This is a genomic window from Rhodopseudomonas sp. WA056 (assembly GCF_010906995.1).
Taxonomy (GTDB): domain Bacteria; phylum Pseudomonadota; class Alphaproteobacteria; order Rhizobiales; family Xanthobacteraceae; genus Rhodopseudomonas; species Rhodopseudomonas palustris_G.
Genome location: NZ_QPFS01000107.1, coordinates 1 through 16,677 on the forward strand (window position 1 = coordinate 1; position 16,677 = coordinate 16,677).

The 16,677-nt window shown below is 58.9% G+C and carries 13 protein-coding genes; 7 read left to right on the top strand and 6 right to left on the bottom strand.

Features of this window, described 5'->3' with window-relative positions; all coding sequences use genetic code 11:
* The 4 genes from DU475_RS18330 to rfbC all read right to left on the bottom strand — a co-directional run.
* Positions 1-266, bottom strand: a 266-nt coding sequence (locus tag DU475_RS18330; protein WP_246700361.1) for a sugar phosphate nucleotidyltransferase, incomplete at its 3' end; no start/stop codon positions are given.
* A 243-nt stretch (positions 267-509) separates the two neighbouring features.
* Complete coding sequence (locus DU475_RS18335) at positions 510-1,481, bottom strand: NAD-dependent epimerase/dehydratase family protein (protein WP_142883377.1); 972 nt, start codon at positions 1,479-1,481, stop codon at positions 510-512.
* A gap of 5 nt (positions 1,482-1,486) precedes the next feature.
* Positions 1,487-2,467: a GDP-mannose 4,6-dehydratase gene (gene gmd / locus DU475_RS18340; protein ID WP_164632936.1), complete on the bottom strand. Its 981-nt coding sequence runs from the start codon at positions 2,465-2,467 to the stop codon at positions 1,487-1,489.
* Positions 2,468-2,624: 157 nt separating this feature from the next.
* Entirely contained in the window at positions 2,625-3,179 is a 555-nt protein-coding gene (gene rfbC / locus DU475_RS18345; RefSeq protein WP_164632937.1) for a dTDP-4-dehydrorhamnose 3,5-epimerase, read from the bottom strand.
* A 348-nt stretch (positions 3,180-3,527) separates the two neighbouring features.
* Between rfbC and DU475_RS18350 the strand changes: the two genes are divergently transcribed.
* The 3 genes from DU475_RS18350 to DU475_RS18360 all read left to right on the top strand — a co-directional run bounded on the left by DU475_RS18350 (position 3,528) and on the right by DU475_RS18360 (position 9,537).
* Positions 3,528-4,472: a hypothetical protein gene (locus DU475_RS18350; protein ID WP_164632938.1), complete on the top strand. Its 945-nt coding sequence runs from the start codon at positions 3,528-3,530 to the stop codon at positions 4,470-4,472.
* A gap of 236 nt (positions 4,473-4,708) precedes the next feature.
* Entirely contained in the window at positions 4,709-6,640 is a 1,932-nt protein-coding gene (locus DU475_RS24540; RefSeq protein WP_164632939.1) for a glycosyltransferase, read from the top strand.
* Complete coding sequence (locus DU475_RS18360) at positions 6,637-9,537, top strand: glycosyltransferase family 4 protein (protein WP_164632940.1); 2,901 nt, start codon at positions 6,637-6,639, stop codon at positions 9,535-9,537. Before DU475_RS24540 ends, DU475_RS18360 begins: the two co-directional genes overlap by 4 nt.
* A 41-nt stretch (positions 9,538-9,578) precedes the next feature.
* On the opposite strand, the gene DU475_RS18365 is transcribed toward DU475_RS18360, so the two are convergent.
* Together DU475_RS18365 and DU475_RS18370 are read right to left on the bottom strand one after the other, a co-directional pair.
* Positions 9,579-10,829 carry a glycosyltransferase family 4 protein gene (locus tag DU475_RS18365; RefSeq protein WP_164632941.1) on the bottom strand — a complete coding sequence of 417 codons (1,251 nt, stop codon included), beginning with the start codon at positions 10,827-10,829 and terminating at the stop codon, positions 9,579-9,581.
* Between the two features lie 106 nt (positions 10,830-10,935).
* On the bottom strand, positions 10,936-12,027 hold the full coding sequence (locus DU475_RS18370; protein WP_164632942.1) for a glycosyltransferase family 4 protein: 1,092 nt from the start codon (positions 12,025-12,027) through the stop codon (positions 10,936-10,938).
* 330 nt (positions 12,028-12,357) lie between these two features.
* Here DU475_RS18370 and rfbB point away from each other — a divergent pair, with 330 nt between their 5' ends.
* From rfbB to DU475_RS18390, 4 genes are all read left to right on the top strand, one after another.
* Positions 12,358-13,389, top strand: coding sequence for a dTDP-glucose 4,6-dehydratase (gene rfbB / locus DU475_RS18375; RefSeq protein WP_164632943.1), 1,032 nt, complete (start codon positions 12,358-12,360; stop codon positions 13,387-13,389).
* 42 nt (positions 13,390-13,431) lie between these two features.
* Entirely contained in the window at positions 13,432-14,307 is an 876-nt protein-coding gene (rfbD, locus tag DU475_RS18380; RefSeq protein ID WP_164632944.1) for a dTDP-4-dehydrorhamnose reductase, read from the top strand.
* Between the two features lie 47 nt (positions 14,308-14,354).
* The gene (locus DU475_RS18385; protein WP_164632945.1) at positions 14,355-15,329 is read left to right on the top strand and encodes a glycosyltransferase; all 975 of its coding nucleotides are present in this window, start codon (positions 14,355-14,357) and stop codon (positions 15,327-15,329) included.
* Between the two features lie 155 nt (positions 15,330-15,484).
* On the top strand, positions 15,485-16,677 hold a 1,193-nt coding region (locus tag DU475_RS18390; RefSeq protein ID WP_205524454.1), incomplete at its 3' end, for a phenylacetate--CoA ligase family protein.

Below are 16,677 nucleotides of genomic sequence, written 5' to 3' on the forward strand. Positions count from 1 at the left end.
TCCCGGCGCGCCGGCTCCAGCAGGATATCGGCCTCGATGCCCAGCTCGCTGAGCTGCTCCAGCACGATGAAGCGATAGCCCGTATTGGTCATCACGATCGGCCGGCCGAACAGCGCAGGATCGGACACCCGCAGCAGCGTCTCCTGAAACGTCGAGCGCTTCCCGAACAGCGGCAGGAACTGCTTCGGACGCACCTCCCGCGACGCAGGCCAAAGCCGCGTCCCCGCGCCGCCGCACATGATCAGGGGAATGATACGGTTGTCCATCGAGTCCTCGTTGATCAAGGTTAGCCTCGGCATCGGGGCAGTGGCAAGAACAGCCGGCTTGCAGACGAGGTGCCCCGGATCGGGGTGGCATCGGCAGGACGGGATGGTCGTGTTACCCGGCCGGTTGCGCGCCGGCAGGGACGTGTCAATACTGAATCCTCATACCCCAGCGGCTGTGGCCGGACTGCCGCCGGGGCGATCGATGATGCGGCACTTGCCTGAACCGTGCATCGCGTTTCCCTTTCAGCCAGTCTGTCCACGCCAGTACTCGAGAACCGAGGCGATGGTGTCTGGCCAGTCGTGGGCCGGGCGCCAATCGAGCCACTCGGCTGCTCGCGCGGCGTTGCCGAAAGCGACCGGCGTATCGTTCGGCCGCAGCCGTTGCGGATCCACCGTCACCTCGATCTTCGACGACGTCAGCGACAGAAGGCTGTCGAGCGCTTCCTGCAGCGGCCGGGCGACGCCGGAGGCGATATTGATTGCCGCGCCGTTCGGCAGGTCGTCGAATCGCAGCAACGCTCGGAGATAGGCGTCGACCACGTCCCGTACATCGAGGAAATCGCGCTGGCTCGACAGGTCGCCGACGCTGATCACCGGCTCCTGCTCGCCGCGTTCGATCCTGGCGATCTGCGAGGCGAAAGCCGGAATGGCGAATTGCGGGGTCTGGCCGGGGCCGGTGTGATTGAACGGACGAAGCCGCAGCACCCGTAGTCCGCTGCGCGCCATCTGGCCCAACATGATGTCGGCGGCCGCTTTCGCTGCGCCATACGGATTGACCGGATCGAGCAAGGCGCTTTCATCGAGCGGCCGGCCAGACTTGAAGCTGGCACCATAGACTTCAGCGCTGCTGCAATAGAGCAGCCGGCAATCCGGCGCGAATGCGGACACCGCGAGCGCGAGATTCTGCGTTCCGCCGAAATTGATCGCCCAGGCGAGCCGTTGATCGGAATTCGCGGCGGTTACCGCAGCCACGGCGGCGAGGTGAACGATATGGGTGGGCTGCTCGGTCCGGATCAGCCGGTCGACCTCATCGGCGTCGCTGACGTCGAGACGCACGAAGCGACGCCGTGAACCGGCGTGGAGCGACGAAGTCTGACGATCGGCGAGCAGGATCTCGCTCTCCGGCAGACGCGCGCCCAATGTGTCGACCAGATGATGACCGACGAACCCCGTCGCGCCGGTGACCAACAGCCGCGCAGGCGTCGACGAGCTCATCGGCGCTAACCGATCTGCTGCCGAACCCGGCGAAGATCGGCTTCGACCATCTCCTGGATCAACTGCTCGAGTGTGATCGTGGGTTCCCAGCCGAGCTTGCTACGCGCCTTGGCCGGATTTCCGAGCAGTACGTCGACCTCCGCAGGCCGGAACAGGTCCGGATCGATCACCAGATGATCGTCGATGTTGAGGTCGACATGCGCGAATGCGATGCGGCACATGTCGCGCACCGTGGTGGTGCGGCCGGTGGCGATGACGTAGTCCTCCGGCTTGTCCTGTTGCAGCATCATCCACATCGCGCGGACGTAGTCCTTGGAATGGCCCCAGTCACGTTTGGCGTCGATATTGCCGAGTCGCAGTTCGGTCTGCAGACCGAGCTTGATGCGGGCGACGCCGTCGGTGACCTTGCGAGTGACGAACTCGATGCCGCGGACCGGGGACTCGTGATTGAACAGGATGCCGTTGCTGGCGTGCAGACCGAAGCTCTCGCGATAGTTGACCGTCATGCCGTGGGCATAGACCTTGGCGACCGCATAGGGCGAGCGCGGATAGAACGGCGTGGTCTCGCTCTGCACCGGCTCCTGGATCAGGCCGTACATCTCCGAGGACGACGCCTGGTAGAACCGCGCCTGCGGCGCGTCGAGCCGTACCGCCTCGAGCACGTTCACCGCGCCCAGGCCGGTCACCTGGCCGGTCAGAATCGGCTGCATCCAGGACGATTTGACGAACGACTGCGCCGCCAGATTGTAGACTTCGTCGGGCTTGATGTCGCGCATCGCGCGGATCAGGGACGACAGGTCCAGCAGATTGCCGTCGACGAAGCGGACATCGTTGTGAACACCGAGCCAACGCAGCTTGGCGTCGATCACATCGGCCGAGCTCGACCGCCGCACCAGGCCGAAAACCTCGTAGCCTTTTTCCAGCAGCAGTGCGGCCAGATAAGCGCCGTCCTGTCCGGTCACGCCGGTGATCAAAGCCCGCTTCATCTTGCCACTTTCGAACGTTCAGAAAAGACCCGGGATTTCGGGCGCCTGGGCACGGTTAGAAGTCAGACCGGCCCGGAAAGTCAAGAGATGAGCCGGGCCGGCGTTGCGGACCGGTCCGGATCGAAGCCCGGCGCCGGCCAACTACGTTCCGGCGCGATCACCGAAACGGCGTTTCGATGTCTTGCAGTCGCGGCAGCTTGGCATCCTTGGCCGACAGATGCGGGGCGCCCGGGGGCAGTTTCCACGGAAACCCGATGGTAGGATCGTCCCATCGAACGCCGCCGTCGGATTCCGGCGCATAAAAGCTGGTCACTTTGTAGAGCACTTCGGTATCGGGCTGGAGCGTGATGAAAGCATGCGCGAATCCGACCGGAACGAACAGTTGTTCGCCGTTCTCGGCGGACAGTTCCGCCGCGACCCATTTCGCATAGGTCGGCGAGCCGGCGCGCAGGTCCACCGCGATGTCGACGATGCTGCCACGGACGCAGCGGACCAGCTTGTCCTGGGCATGCGGCGGCGCCTGAAAATGAAACCCGCGGATCGTGCCGGCATGCTTCGAGTAGGAATGATTGTCCTGAACGAACTGCCAATGAATATCGAACTGAGCGAGCGTCTTCTGATTGTAGCTTTCCGAGAACCAGCCGCGATCATCCGAGAATCGTCTCGGCGACAGCAATTTGACGCCGGGGATGTCGAGTTCCGTTATCTTCATGGACATTCAATGGGCACGCTAGGGCAGCTAATTCGTATAAAAATATGTCCGTATGCAACAATTGGCAAGGCGAGAATTAAATCGACAACAGAAACCCAGTTGGCCACCCACAATTGTCCGCAGGAAAAGTCGAAAGCCAAGCTCTACCAATGTTGATCTGCTGCCGGTGCGGACATTGTTGAGCTAATCTCATCCGTCTCACGAGATTGATGTGCTGCGACGAATCCTATGAGCGTTCCGATTGAGAAGTGGATCTGGGGGTGGTGCTCTGCTCAATCCTCTCTTTATGTCAGCCTGACGTTAATGTAGTTTCTCCAGGTAGCTAAAGCACTTCATAGAAGGCCCCCAATGAAGCTTACTCTTTTGCAGAACTGCATCGAGCCGCAACATCGCAACATGATTCAGAAGGGATTCGACGCCTTCGATTTTTGCCACAATCCTCGCCCGGAATTGCGTGAGTTCCAGATCTTCAAGGAGCTATTTGAGAGCGGAGAATACAAAAAATCTGACATTCTGGGGGCTGTTTCGATTCGTTTTCAGGGGAAGAGTTTGCTCGACGGGGACGATGTGCGCGCATGGATCGGCGAGAACCCTGGCTACGATGTCTATGTAGTGAATCCATACCCCCAATTCGTTTATACGCACAAAAATCTTTGGCAATTTTCTGAAAGCACGAGGGATCCAGACTTCACTCGAAAAAGCCAAGCTGTGTTTGATAAGGTTGGGATAAAGGTCGACCTGGCGCGAACGGGCCACCAGACGGCCGACGTTTTGTCGACTTGCAGCTATTGGTTCGGGTCGCCAGCGTTTTGGTCTGCCTATATGGAGGATGTGGTTCTTCCCGTTCTCGATGCGGGCAGAGATTTGCTGGGCGACGATCTGTACAATTTTCTTTATGAGCCTCAATTCTACTATGGCCGAGCGATTCGCTCCTGCGGCTCTCTTCCGTTTCTTCTTGAGCGTAGCCTCTCAATGTACATTGCCAATTCGCCCGGGATTAAGTCAAAGTTCTTCCCTGCACCGAGAGAGCGTGTCTTGGCATGTTGCCTTTTCAATTTTGAAAAGGAGCTGGTTCACTTGTTCGGCGACATGATTGATCGGTGGGACGCCGAAAACTATCAGGGCGAGGCGATGGAAGACTATTTTGCGATGGCGTCGCGTATGTGTGGGGCGGGATGGAGACTGTATTTCAAGTACCATCCCATTAGCTTTGAAGCTGAAGATGTTCGATCGTCCAAGCCTTGGCACGATTGCCTTTCTCCGCCTCGGCGCAATCTGCAAGCCACCAAATGAGTCTGCTCTGGCGCTTGCTGCAAAGCGATTCTGAGCTTTGATGCCTGCGCTAGACGAGTGCGGCTGATTCAACCGGCAACATTGTCGTCGGCAGCGTTACTCCCTCTTTCGCTACGGGGGAGGGGCATTGACGCATCGGGCGCAGCTCCACGCGGCTTCAGATGCGATGACATCATCTCCTCAATAGTCTATACGCTGCGTGTCCTGTGCGCATACGCGACAAATTGAGGCCTGCCGTGTCTACACCGAATTTCGAGCATCCAGTAGTGGTTGTTGTGGCGCCCCTATCCGCGGATTCCGAGCTTGCTCGATTTTCCGAGATGTTGGGGGCACACTATCCGGTGCTTGCTATTCATGATGCTTCGCAAATACAGCGTCCGGCGGAGTCGAGCAGCCAGCCCCCTGAAAGCGGTGGTTGTGGCCATTCCTTGGATGGCAACAGTTCGTATTACAACAGGCTCAATCGAGCGCTTCATCCCATGATTGCGTCTGGACGCGACGTTCTTTTTGTTTCGCCAGACTTCGAATTCAGTTCAGAGGCAGTCGCTCAGCTTGCCCGGTCGTTGCATTCAGACCCATTGTTTGGGGTTGCCATTCCTCGCACGACCCATGGTGGTTCAGCGCCTCTGCCTGGACTGGCGGATGACGGCGCGGCGGCTGATGTTCTTCTCTCGTTGTTGCCTCCTATCAAGCAAGGTCTATACAGGGGGGGGCCTGTTCTAGTGCGGAATTCCCTGCTCAGGACTTTTGGTCCTTTGTGTGGAAATGAGCGTGATTTGTGTGGCGCTCTGACCCGACTATTCATACGAGCTAATAGAAGGGGGTTTGGAGCGGTCATCAGTAATCGTGCGCTGCTTCGTGCAACCCGCAAGGATGTTGTCCGCTCCACTCCCGCAATTCTGTATGATCGCGCCTCGGACTATTACAAAGCAATCAAGCTGTATTCCGATTTGCCCGAGGATCAAGCAGAGAAATTGCTCTGGCAGCGCATTCGGACTAAGGCGGAAAGTGCAGTTCTGATTGATATCAGGAATCTTCAGGCAGCGCACAATGGAACTGCGCAACATATAGTTTCGCTACTTTCGCCTTTAACGAGGCTCGCACGACAGTACAAGCTTGAGTTATCTTTCTGGGTTCACAAGGAGGCGGCCGACTTCCACGGATTGGAGTCGATCATTCCCAGCGGACTTATCTTCGAGGTTGAGCCGGGAGTAGTATTTGATGCTGCTGTGAGGCTAACGCAGCCATGGAGCTTCACCGAAGTGCGGGATTTGGCGAGGCTCGCATCTGTCAATTTTCATCTGATTCTCGACCTTATTGCGTGGGATTGTCATTACATCAGAATGCCACACTACGATGGCGTCCTGAGGATGGTTGCGGAATTCTCTGATGGCCTATTCTTTATCAGCGAATACACTCGTGACCGAGTTCATCGGCGGTTTCCGTCATCCCAACGAATTCCCTATTCGATCGCGTATTGTTCACTAGATCCTCGGGAGTATTTTTCAAATCCGGTGGGAAAAGTGGGCAACTCGAATGAGCCCTACGTAGCCGTAGTTGGCAATAAATACTTCCACAAAGGACTCGCGGAAACCGTTCCTGTTCTCGCGAAAGCGTTTCCCGAGACCGCCATCAAGGTTCTGGGTGACGTTGAGTGTGATCTCCCAAACGTTGAGCGCTTGCCCCCAGGAAGGTTGGATCATGATTCCGTTGCGTTGCTCTATCGCGACGCGGCGTGCGTCGTGATGCCCTCCTTTTACGAAGGCTTCGGCCTGCCGATCCTCCACGCTCTATCGTTCAGTAAACCGGCGATAGTGCGCCATTCAGCGTTAGTCGACGAAATTCGAGAGAAGACAAACCCCGTCGGCGAGATAATACCCTTTTCGGATACAAACGAGCTCCTAAGGGCGGTTCGTCGGGTGCTGGCGAGGCCCAAACACGCCCACGAGCCTCTTCCTCCATGTTCGCCAGAAAACGTGGTCGGGTGGGAGCAGTCCGCAGCCGTAATTTTGGGCGCGGTGACCGATGCACTTTCTAAAATTGACTTCAATTCATCCTTGGAGCGACTGAAGTTCTTCTATCTTGAGGATCAATTTGCCATTGAACGTGCGGGATGGTCGAACTCCACACAGAATGCTGTGATCTTTGAGGCCGAGGCTCCGGAATGAAGCTGCTCACACTCTTTGTGCGCTACGGAAACGTGGACTATCATGGTTCATTTGAACGATTGCAGGACTTCTATCGAGGTCTGCCGCAACTGACCTACGATGCGATCATAGTTGATAACGCGTTGCCGCCCGAATTCGTGTCGGACGTTGCGTCGAATGTGAAGGTTATCGGCGGAAACAACGTAAGGCGAGAATTCTCTGGCTGGGATGTTGCGATCGACCAGTTCTCGTCCAAGTTGGATGAGTGCGATCTCGTGCATGTCGTAACCTCAGCCTTTCAAAATCAATACAACGGATTCTATCCGCTAATTGATGTCCAGATGCTTGAGTTTGCAGCAAGTAACGACGTCGTTCTTGGTCATGTCGATTCCTATCCGGATTCCGTCAGGGCATTTGGTCGCAGTTTTCAGACCTGGGCATGCTCGAAGTTTCTCTTTGTCGTGCCGTCAAGGATTCGCGGGCTCGGATCCTTTGTCGCTCCGTTTGACATCGAAGATGTCTTCTCGGGGGTGAGCAGCCGTCCATTTCTGGCCGACGCGCCGCTTTCAGAGAATTACAGACGGCATCTGTTGGAGTGGGTGACGGGCGAAGGTCTTCCCCATGGAAAGTGGCATTCCTCATTTGCTCTCAACGACGCATCTCTGTCGCGCTTCATCTCGAAGGCTACGTCGATCCTCGATGAGCATATTCTCTCTCTCCGTCTCCGCGAGGCCGACGCTTCGATCGTGGATTTCACCTGGCTCCATGCACACCAAAAAACAGCAAGAGGAACCGTGCCGGATGAGATTTGTCAGGTAAGGGAACGGAATGTTTTTCTATTCAATGACCCGATCATCGAATCCAACATCGAATATACAGACTATCCAACGGCGACGAGTGTCGATTGGCTGTTTTCGCCCTCATCAGGTTTGAACGAGCCTGAGGGGGTTTTCCCGCGCCTTCGAATTTTTGAGCTCATTCTGCAGGGCAATAGAACTCTGCAGGCGCAGATGGACATGTCGCGAGAGCGCGATCGAGCGGCGATGTATTTGAAGTTCGGCCTTGAGATCAGTGGGCCGCAAAAACATTGGCTTCAGCAAATCGATTGCTCTGTCAGACAAGATTCGATACTTCCGATTACGCAGGGCTTGCATGCGCTATACCATGGTCGCGATGATTTGCGTGCTGCTTTCGATCTTCAGGAGGGCGCGGGCCGGCGTGGTTTGATCGAATGGTGGATGACGGCGGGGGTCGTCGATCCGAAGCTATTGATGTTAGTGTCATCCGAATCCTGTCAGGCGGTCGACACAAGCTTAGCTCAGGATGCTGTCCTTCCGATTACAACGGGCTTACACGCGCTGTACCAGAGTCGATCTGATTTGCGCGCTGCATTCGATCTCGATCAGAGGCGGGGTCGGAGCGGTTTGATCGCGTGGTGGATAACGAACGGGATTTCGACCCCTGAGCTCGCCCAGTTAGTGCCGCAGGATTTTTACCTCGCTGTCGACGAGCGGGTGCCGCAAGACGCGATATTGCCAATAACCAAGGGGCTACATGCTCTTCATCAGAGCCGGGACGATCTGCGCGACGCGTTCGATCTGCAAACGGCGGCCGGTCGCTCTGAATTCGTCAATTGGTGGCTAACGGACGGAGTTTCAGATCCGATGCTTGCCAAGCTGGGTCCGAGTCGAGGTTACCCGCGAGCAGCGTCCGTGGATGGGGGGGATCGAGAGCGACGGCGAGATGAGCCGACCAGTTCGCAAAGTAGTTTGCGAGCGATGAGCGGATCATTCCGACGTTTCGGAGTTAATATTGTGGGATTCGGGCGAGGCGAGCTTGGAATTGGTGAGGATGTTCGCGCCGCATCGCGGGCATTGAGAAGGCTCGATATTGACCACTGCGTCCCGTTCGTTCCCCTGGTGTTAGGCGCACGCGAGAATGACTGCTCATTGAGATCGTTCGAGTCGACAATGCCTATCTACAATGTCAATCTGATTTTTCTCCCGCACTACGACACTGTCCGATTGGTAGCTGAGACACGCAATTCTATACTGGGCGGTCGCTACAATATCGCCTGCTGGCAATGGGAGTTGCCAAGCGCCCCAAAGGCAATGAATTCGATCACGAGGGTGGTAGACGAGATATGGTCGTCGTCGAATTATACCGCTGAATCTATTTCTGCCGCATCGGACCGACCGGTTCGTGTGATGCCGATGGCGGTGACATTGCCGAAAGTTATAAAATCGTACCGCCGTTGCGACTTCGGTCTTCCGGACGGGGATTTTGTCTTTCTAACGATTTTCGATGGTAATTCGAGCATCTACCGAAAGAACCCACTTGCTACGGCGCGCGCGTTCTTGAAAGCGTTTCCGCGTCCTTCGACCCCTGTGCATCTTGTGGTAAAAATGATGAACACTGCGGGCAGTCGTTCTTCAGAGCTAGATGTGCTTTTGGAGCTCTGTGCGTCGGATCGGCGCATTAGTGTGATTGATCAGACCTTTGAGCGCTCCCGGCTTATCGGTCTCCAGTCAGTGTGTGATTGTTTTGTCTCGCTCCATCGGGCCGAAGGATTTGGTCGCAACATAGCCGAGGCGATGCTGCTTGGGCGACCAGTCATTGTTACGAATTTTTCAGGGAATGTTGACTTCACAACGGATGAGACAGCCTTCCTGGTTGGGGGCAATATGGTGGATGTGAAGCCTTGGGAATATGCGTTCTCCGAGGGGCAGCGTTGGTGTGATCCCGACATTGATGAGGCCTGTGAGCAGATGCGTGCGTGCTTTGAACGAGAGCATCTCACAAATCAGATCGCTGCGGCGGGACGAATGATGATTGAGAGCAAGTACTCCCTTTCAACGGTCGCTAGGAACTACGCCGAACGATTAAATACTCTGGTCAGAAACTCATTCCGCAGTTGAAGTGTTATCGCCGGTCAATAGATGTGGCGAAATTACCCATCTCAGGTGCCCACTATCGATCGAGATTCTGTTGACGACTCTAAATGCTCTTCGATCGCCGCAGCGAGTCCTGAATAGACCTTTTCGGGGCCGAAGTTCTCGGCGATAAATCTTCGAGATGACGTTTCAAGGATGTCGCGCTCTCGTGCTTCATCGAGGAGCCGGGCGACAGAGTCGGCGAAATCCACTATGTTGCGCGCTATGGCGACCGGAACATCGCCGATCTCGCGCAGTCCGTCGATTGAAGATGGCCATGCGACATGAGCTTTTCCACGGGCAAGTGCCTCGACCGTCTTGATCTTCAGGCCAGTGCCGACGCGGCATGGATTCACGACCACCGTTGCTTCATCGTATTCATTTTGAAGATCCTCGACATATCCTACTAGTTCAACGGACGGGTCGGTGCTGCGAACGCGCCCGCAGACGCGTCCCAAGATCCTTAGCTTTGCATCAGGACGAGCTTCACGAACAAGCGGCCACGTAAGATCTAAGAAGTCCTGCGTTCCTCGCACGTTAAATTCATTTGAAGATGCGACAATCAGCACAAGATCTTTCTTCTGCCGTGTTCGATCAACAGTGGGGAGCTCTTGGTCAAAGCCAACCAGCAGAATTTGAGACGATGGAGCTAGTTTATGTAGTTCTGCCTGCTCGGTCGCTTGTATTGCGAGCAAGACGTCTGCTCTTTGTAGTAGCCGACTCTCTTGCTCGTCGCTCAAGCTGAGGCCGTACTTCATTCCATACTGCTCCGCAGTATGTTGCTTTCTACAAAATAGATCGTGGGTATCGATAACTTTAAGGCATCGGGCGTGCTCGGGCATTCGGAGGATGCGGCTCATGAACACGTACTGAGCCACAACGATATGAGGGGTGATGGCCTCGGTAAGCCTGCCAATTTCAGTGATCAGCCAGCCGGGGCAGAAATTGTCCTGAATCGTTGACAGTCGATCATCGCAGCAATCAGAATCGAGAGGTATTGTAACGGAGTGTAGGCCATGTGCTTGTACTGAGTGTCTATCAAAGACGTGAAGCTCATGCACTAGGTCGCGTAGCGCGGTCGTTGCGTCGTCTGGAATGTTGCCGTCCAAAGGGCAGATAATTAGCGTTACTTGGTAACGCTGACGACGCATCCAGTTCAGCATGTTTAAGATTCGGATCTCGTTTCCCGCTGCTGGCGGGAAGGGGATGACGTGTGTCACCATGAGTATGCGTATTGCCTCGGCGGAGGTAGTCTGTGCGGCCTTGGGTTGCCTCATTACCGACATCCAATTCGTTAATCCGGTCAATGTCTGTTGACTAAATTATAGCACTTCTTGGATGCGTCGAGCAAACGGCGAGAAGTAGTGCGTCCAAGAGGTGCTTCTAGCTGTGACGGGGCGGGTTTATTCGAGGTGTAGTGGGGGCGACTGAATTGTGTGAGCGACGCTGGCGCGCACGCCAGCGCGTCCGCGCCTCCGCTATCGCATTGATGATCCGGCGACCGTCGGCGGCCGAACGCAGCTCCTCGAGCTGCCTGGCGCGCCCGCCTGCGAGGTTCGCGCGGACCTGCTCGTCGTTCAGCGCGGCGCCCAGCGCGGCCGCCGTCGCCTCCGGTGTCGGTTCGGCGACGACGATCGCCGCATCGCCCGCCGTTTCGATCATTCCGGGTTCGGCGCGGATCACCAGCGGCTTGCCGAAGAACATCGCGTCGAGCAGCGGTACGCCGAAGCCTTCGTGCCGGCTCATCGAAGCGCACACCGCGGCCTGCTGATACAGCCGCTTCAAATCGTCTTCGCTAATGTCGTGATGGAAGGTGATGCGGCTCGCGATGCCGTGCTCGAGTTCGGCGACGCCGTGCTTCAGTCCCTGTGCATAGTCCGATTGCGAGGGGCCGCCGACGATAGCGAGGCGGACGTGCTTGTCTGTGCTTGCGAGGCGTGCGAATCCCGCGATCAGATCCTCGATGCCCTTGTGCGGAACCAGCCGTCCGACGAACAGCACCAGGCGCTCGTCGGAGCCGGTGGGCGCATCGGCCGTGGCGATGCTGTCCCAGCGCGCGACGCCGATCACCGGCGGGCAGGGGACGATCTGCGCGAGGTCGATCCCGGCTGCCTGGTCCGCGGGCAGGCCTTCGACCAGCGCTGCCGCCGTCGCGCGCGAATTCGCCATCACGACGTCGAACCGGCTGCACAATCCGCGCTGCGCCAGTCCCTGTTTCACCAGATCGGCGGTGCGGTCGTCGGTCCCGCGAAAGAACCGCTCGGGCGTAATGTTCTGATAGAAGACGATCTTCGGATTGGGCAGCGCGGCGACCGCCGGGAAGGCCGGATCCTCGGTCGAGAACTGAAAGATCACGATGTCTTCCGGCGCGATCTCCGCCAGCGCCGCCGGCATCGGCCGGATCCGCGCGCGGTCGTCCGGATGGCAGTTCTCCGCCGCCAGAACAGCGTCGAAACCGTTGCGCCGAAGCAGCATGCCGACCTGCTCACAGAAGTTTCCGACCGCATCGTTGCGTTGGATGTCACGCGCGATGACGAAAACGCGCTGCGGAGTTGCGCCTGACTGTGATGTGGTGACTTGCATCGGCAACAGATCACATGCCGACCCCGGCATTGCAACCGTTTGGCGGCCGGTGGACCGGACGATGGCTCGCCGGCTTGAAGCGAATCCCGTTTCCAACTAGAACGCCAGCAGTGAAAATGTCGAAGGACGGTTCCTTCGGCGCGTTCAATTTATTGATTTTTTGATTGTTTTCGACGGCGCGCCGGAGCGTGCGAGAGCGAAGCAGGTGCGGGTGGACGCTGAATGACGACGGTTTTCGTGACGGGTGGCGCCGGGTTTATCGGGTCTGCGGTCTGCCGATATCTGATCGAGCGCACCGACGCACAGGTGGTCAATCTCGACAAGCTCACTTATGCCGGCAATCTCCAGTCGCTGAAAACCATCGAAGACAATCCGCGCTATCGCTTCGTTCAGGGCGACATCGGCGATCGTGAACTGGTGAGCGCGCTGCTGCGCGATGCCAGGCCGACGCATGTCATGCATCTGGCCGCCGAGTCCCATGTCGACCGTTCGATCCGCGGCGCCGGAGATTTCATCGATACCAATATCGTAGGCACCTTTCGGCTGCTGGAAGCCGCACGCGCCTATCGCGACGAACTGAGCGGCGAAGCGCGCGACCAGTTCCGGTTTCTGCACGTCTCGACCGACGAGGTCTACGGCACGCTGGGGGACACTGGCTACTTCGTCGAAACGACGCCCTACGCGCCGAATTCCCCCTATTCTGCCTCGAAGGCGGCATCCGATCATCTGGTCCGTGCCTGGTTTCACACCTACGGTTTTCCGGCGTTGATCTCGAACTGCTCGAACAATTACGGGCCGTATCAGTATCCGGAAAAGCTGGTCGGCCGCACCATCACCCGCGCGCTCGCGCGGCAGTCGCTGCCGGTTTTCGGGCAGGGCCTCAATATTCGCGATTGGCTGTATGTCGAGGATCACGCGCAGGCGCTGTGGCTCGTCGTCAGCCGCGGCCGGCTCGGCGAGCAGTACAACATCGGCGGCCGCAACGAGCGTCGGAACATCGATCTGGTCAAGCGCATCTGTACCCTGCTCGATGCCAAAACGTCCGATGCGCCGGCCGGCGGATACGCGTCGCTGATCGAATTCGTGGTCGATCGTGCCGGCCATGATTTCCGCTATGCGATCGATGCGACCAAGATCGAAACCGAACTGGCGTGGAAAGCCGAACATGATTTCGACTCCGGCATCGAGGCGACCGTCGACTGGTATCTTGCCAATGAATGGTGGTGGAAGCCGCTGTTGCACGGCGCAGCCTGAGCGGTCGCAGGCGATGCCGATTGTCTTCAAGCGGTGCACCCGATGACGGTGCTGGTATTCGGCCGCAGCGGTCAGGTCGCCACCGCGCTGGTGCGCGAAGCGGAGGCGCGCGGCGTGGCGCTGCAGGCGCTCGGCCGCGGTGATGTCGACGTGCTCGACGAGGCGGCGCTGGTCGATGCCATGACCAGGATCGGCGCCGCTGCGGTCGTCAACGCGGCCGCCTATACGGCGGTCGACAAGGCCGAGACCGAACGTGATGCCGCCTTCGCGTTGAACGCGCGGGCGCCGGAGCTGATGGCGAAGGTCTGCGCCGACCGCAGCCTGCCGTTCGTGCATCTGTCCACCGACTATGTGTTCGACGGCAGCGCGCACGAGCCCTATCGCGAGGATCATCCCTTGGCGCCGCTCGGCGTCTACGGCGCCTCGAAAGCGGAGGGCGAGCGCCTCGTGATGCAGCAGCATCCGCAGGCGATCGTGCTGCGCACCGCCTGGGTGTATTACGAGCAGGGGCAGAATTTCGTCCGCACCATGCTGCGGCTCGGTCGCGAGCGCGACGAGGTGCGCGTCGTCGATGATCAGGTCGGCAATCCGACCTATGCGGCCGACATTGCTGAGACCTGTCTGGCGATCGTGGCACAGTTGGGAGCAGGCGCCCGGCACGCGGGGGTATTTCACTATGCCGGCAGCGGGGCCGTGAGCTGGTTCGGTTTCGCGCAGGCGATCTTCGCCGAGGCCGCCCGCGCCGGCCGCCGCGTCCCACGGTCCGTCGTTCCGATCACCACCGCGGAGTATCCGACCCCGGCGAAACGGCCCGCCAACTCGCAACTGTCGTGCGGCCGGCTGAACGACGCTTTCGGCATCGCGCCGAAGCCGTGGGGCGATCGGCTGCGCGTCTGTCTCGAGAGAATGGCCGACTGAGCAAGCGTGGCGATGCCGCGCGATCTGTCGATGGGAGATGCCGGCCGATGCGGGTTCTGTTCAACACCTATCCCTGGGCTTTCGCCACCCCGGGCGGCGGCGAAATTCAGCTCCTCAAATACGCCGAGCATCTTCCGGCGCTCGGCGTCGAGGTGGTGCTGCACGACATCTGGAAGCCCGCCTTCGACCAGGCGTCGTTGGTGCATTTTTTCGGCTGTCTCGGCGGTTCAATCCAGTTTTGTGGCTATGCCAAGAGCCGGGGCCTGCCGCTGGTGATCACTTCGTCGCTTTGGATCACCGAGGAGACTGCGCACCGCTATCCGATGGACGAGATCCGCGCGCAGCTCTCGCTCGCCGATCTCGTGATCACCAACTCGAATACTGAATCGGATACGCTAGCGCGGGTGTTCTCGTTGCCGCGCGAACGCTTCACCGCGGTGATGAACGGCGTCGAGCCGCGCTTCGCGGGGCCGCACGATTCGGCGCTGTTCCGCGAGCGTTTCGGGATCGACGGGCCGTTCGTGCTGAATGTCGGCAATGTCGAGGCGCGCAAGAATCAGCTCGGCCTGTTGCGTGCCATGGCGGGGCACGAGTTGCCCGTGGTGGTGATCGGGCATGTACGGGAACCGGACTACGGCAGGCAGATGTTGGCCGAAGGCGGCGACCGGCTGCGCTATCTTGGTCCGCTCGATCACGGCGATCCGCTGCTGGCGTCGGCCTACGCGGCGTGTTCGGCGTTCGTACTGCCGTCGACCTTGGAGACACCGGGCTTGGCCGCGCTCGAGGCCGCCGCCGTCGGCGCGCCGCTGGTCGTCACCTCGGAGGGATCGACCCGCGACTATTTCGGCGCTTATGCGCAATATGTCCGCCACGACGATCCGGCCGATATCCGGCGCGGCATTGATGCGGCCCTGGCAGCCGGGCCGGGGAGCGAACTGCAGTCTCATATTCTGAACAATTTTTCCTGGTCAGCGGTGACCGCAACGCTGGTCGATGTCTATCGCCGGGTAGTCGTCGCCTAGCGGGAGCGGGGCGGGGCGCTTGATTGCCTCGCCTCTCCATCGGGTGTAATCAGCAGCGTTGCGGTCGCACCGGCCATTTCGGTTGTTGGGCTCGACGGGGCGCGCACGTTCCCGCCTGCTTGATGTTCGGTCGCAAGACGCGAAATGGGGTCGAGATGCTTCGTCTAGTCGTGAACGGCATGAAGGGGCTGGCTGCCGGTCTGGTCGCCTACCCGATCGCTGAGCGTCTCGAGGGGCGTGATATCAGGTCGAAGCGGCGGCTGTTTGCGGCGGAAATGGCGCTGCCGTTCGCGCAGCGGCGCACCCACTCGTGGGCGGAGGCGGTCGATATGGTGCGGTTCGCCGCCGCCAACGTTCCGTATTATCGCGACCTGTTCTCCAACATCCGCTTCGATCCCGAGAATCTGCTGCGCGATCCGAAATACTGGATGGATATTCCGCATCTGACCAAGGACATCATTCGGTCCGAGGGCGAGCGGCTGCTACGCAGCGACCACGCGGGTTTCAAGAAGTTCGACGCCAAGACCGGCGGCTCCACCGGCCCGTCGGCGCACATCTACTACGATCAGGACGGCGCCGACTGGACCTCCGCTGTGGTGCGCTACGCCCGCGCCCGTATCGGCAATCACCACATGCGCTCGGAGCTGCATTTCGCCAGCAAGTTTCCGGACGCGATTCCATGGAAGGCGAAGCTGCGCGAAGATTTCAAATGCTTCGCGATGAACCGCTACAACATCTTCTTCTCGACCTTCGAGCCGGACGAACTCGAAGCGATCTGGCAGAAGATCCGGTCGATCCGGCCGCATCTGGTCCACGGCCATCCGTCGACGATCTATCAGCTCGCGCTGCATGTCGAGGCGCGGCACGGCGGCGGCAAGGCGTTCAGTATCTTCGAATCCTCTGGCGAGCTACTCGAGAAGAAGCAGCGCGAGACCATCGCGCGCGCGCTCCGCTGCCAGGTGATCGATCGCTACGGCCTCGCCGAAGCCGGCGTCGTCGCCTACCAGACCGACCCGGATCGCTCTGCGCTCGATGTGTTCGATCCCTTGTGCTGGCCTGAAGTGACGCCGGTCGAAGGCGGTGCCGAGCTTGAGGACGTGCCCGGCGCCAGCCGCGGCGAATTGATGATCACCACGCTGAAGAACCGGTTGATGCCGCTGATCCGCTATCGCACCGGCGATCTCGCGGTGCTGAGCGAGACCGCCGACGGTTTCTTCATTCACGAACTGATGGGCCGGGTGCACGACGTCATCCAGATCGCCGGCCGCCAGTTGCCCACCCACTACGTCCAGGACGTGCTCGACCGCGTCGGCGGCATCAAGGAGTTCCAGATCGTGATGCGTGACGG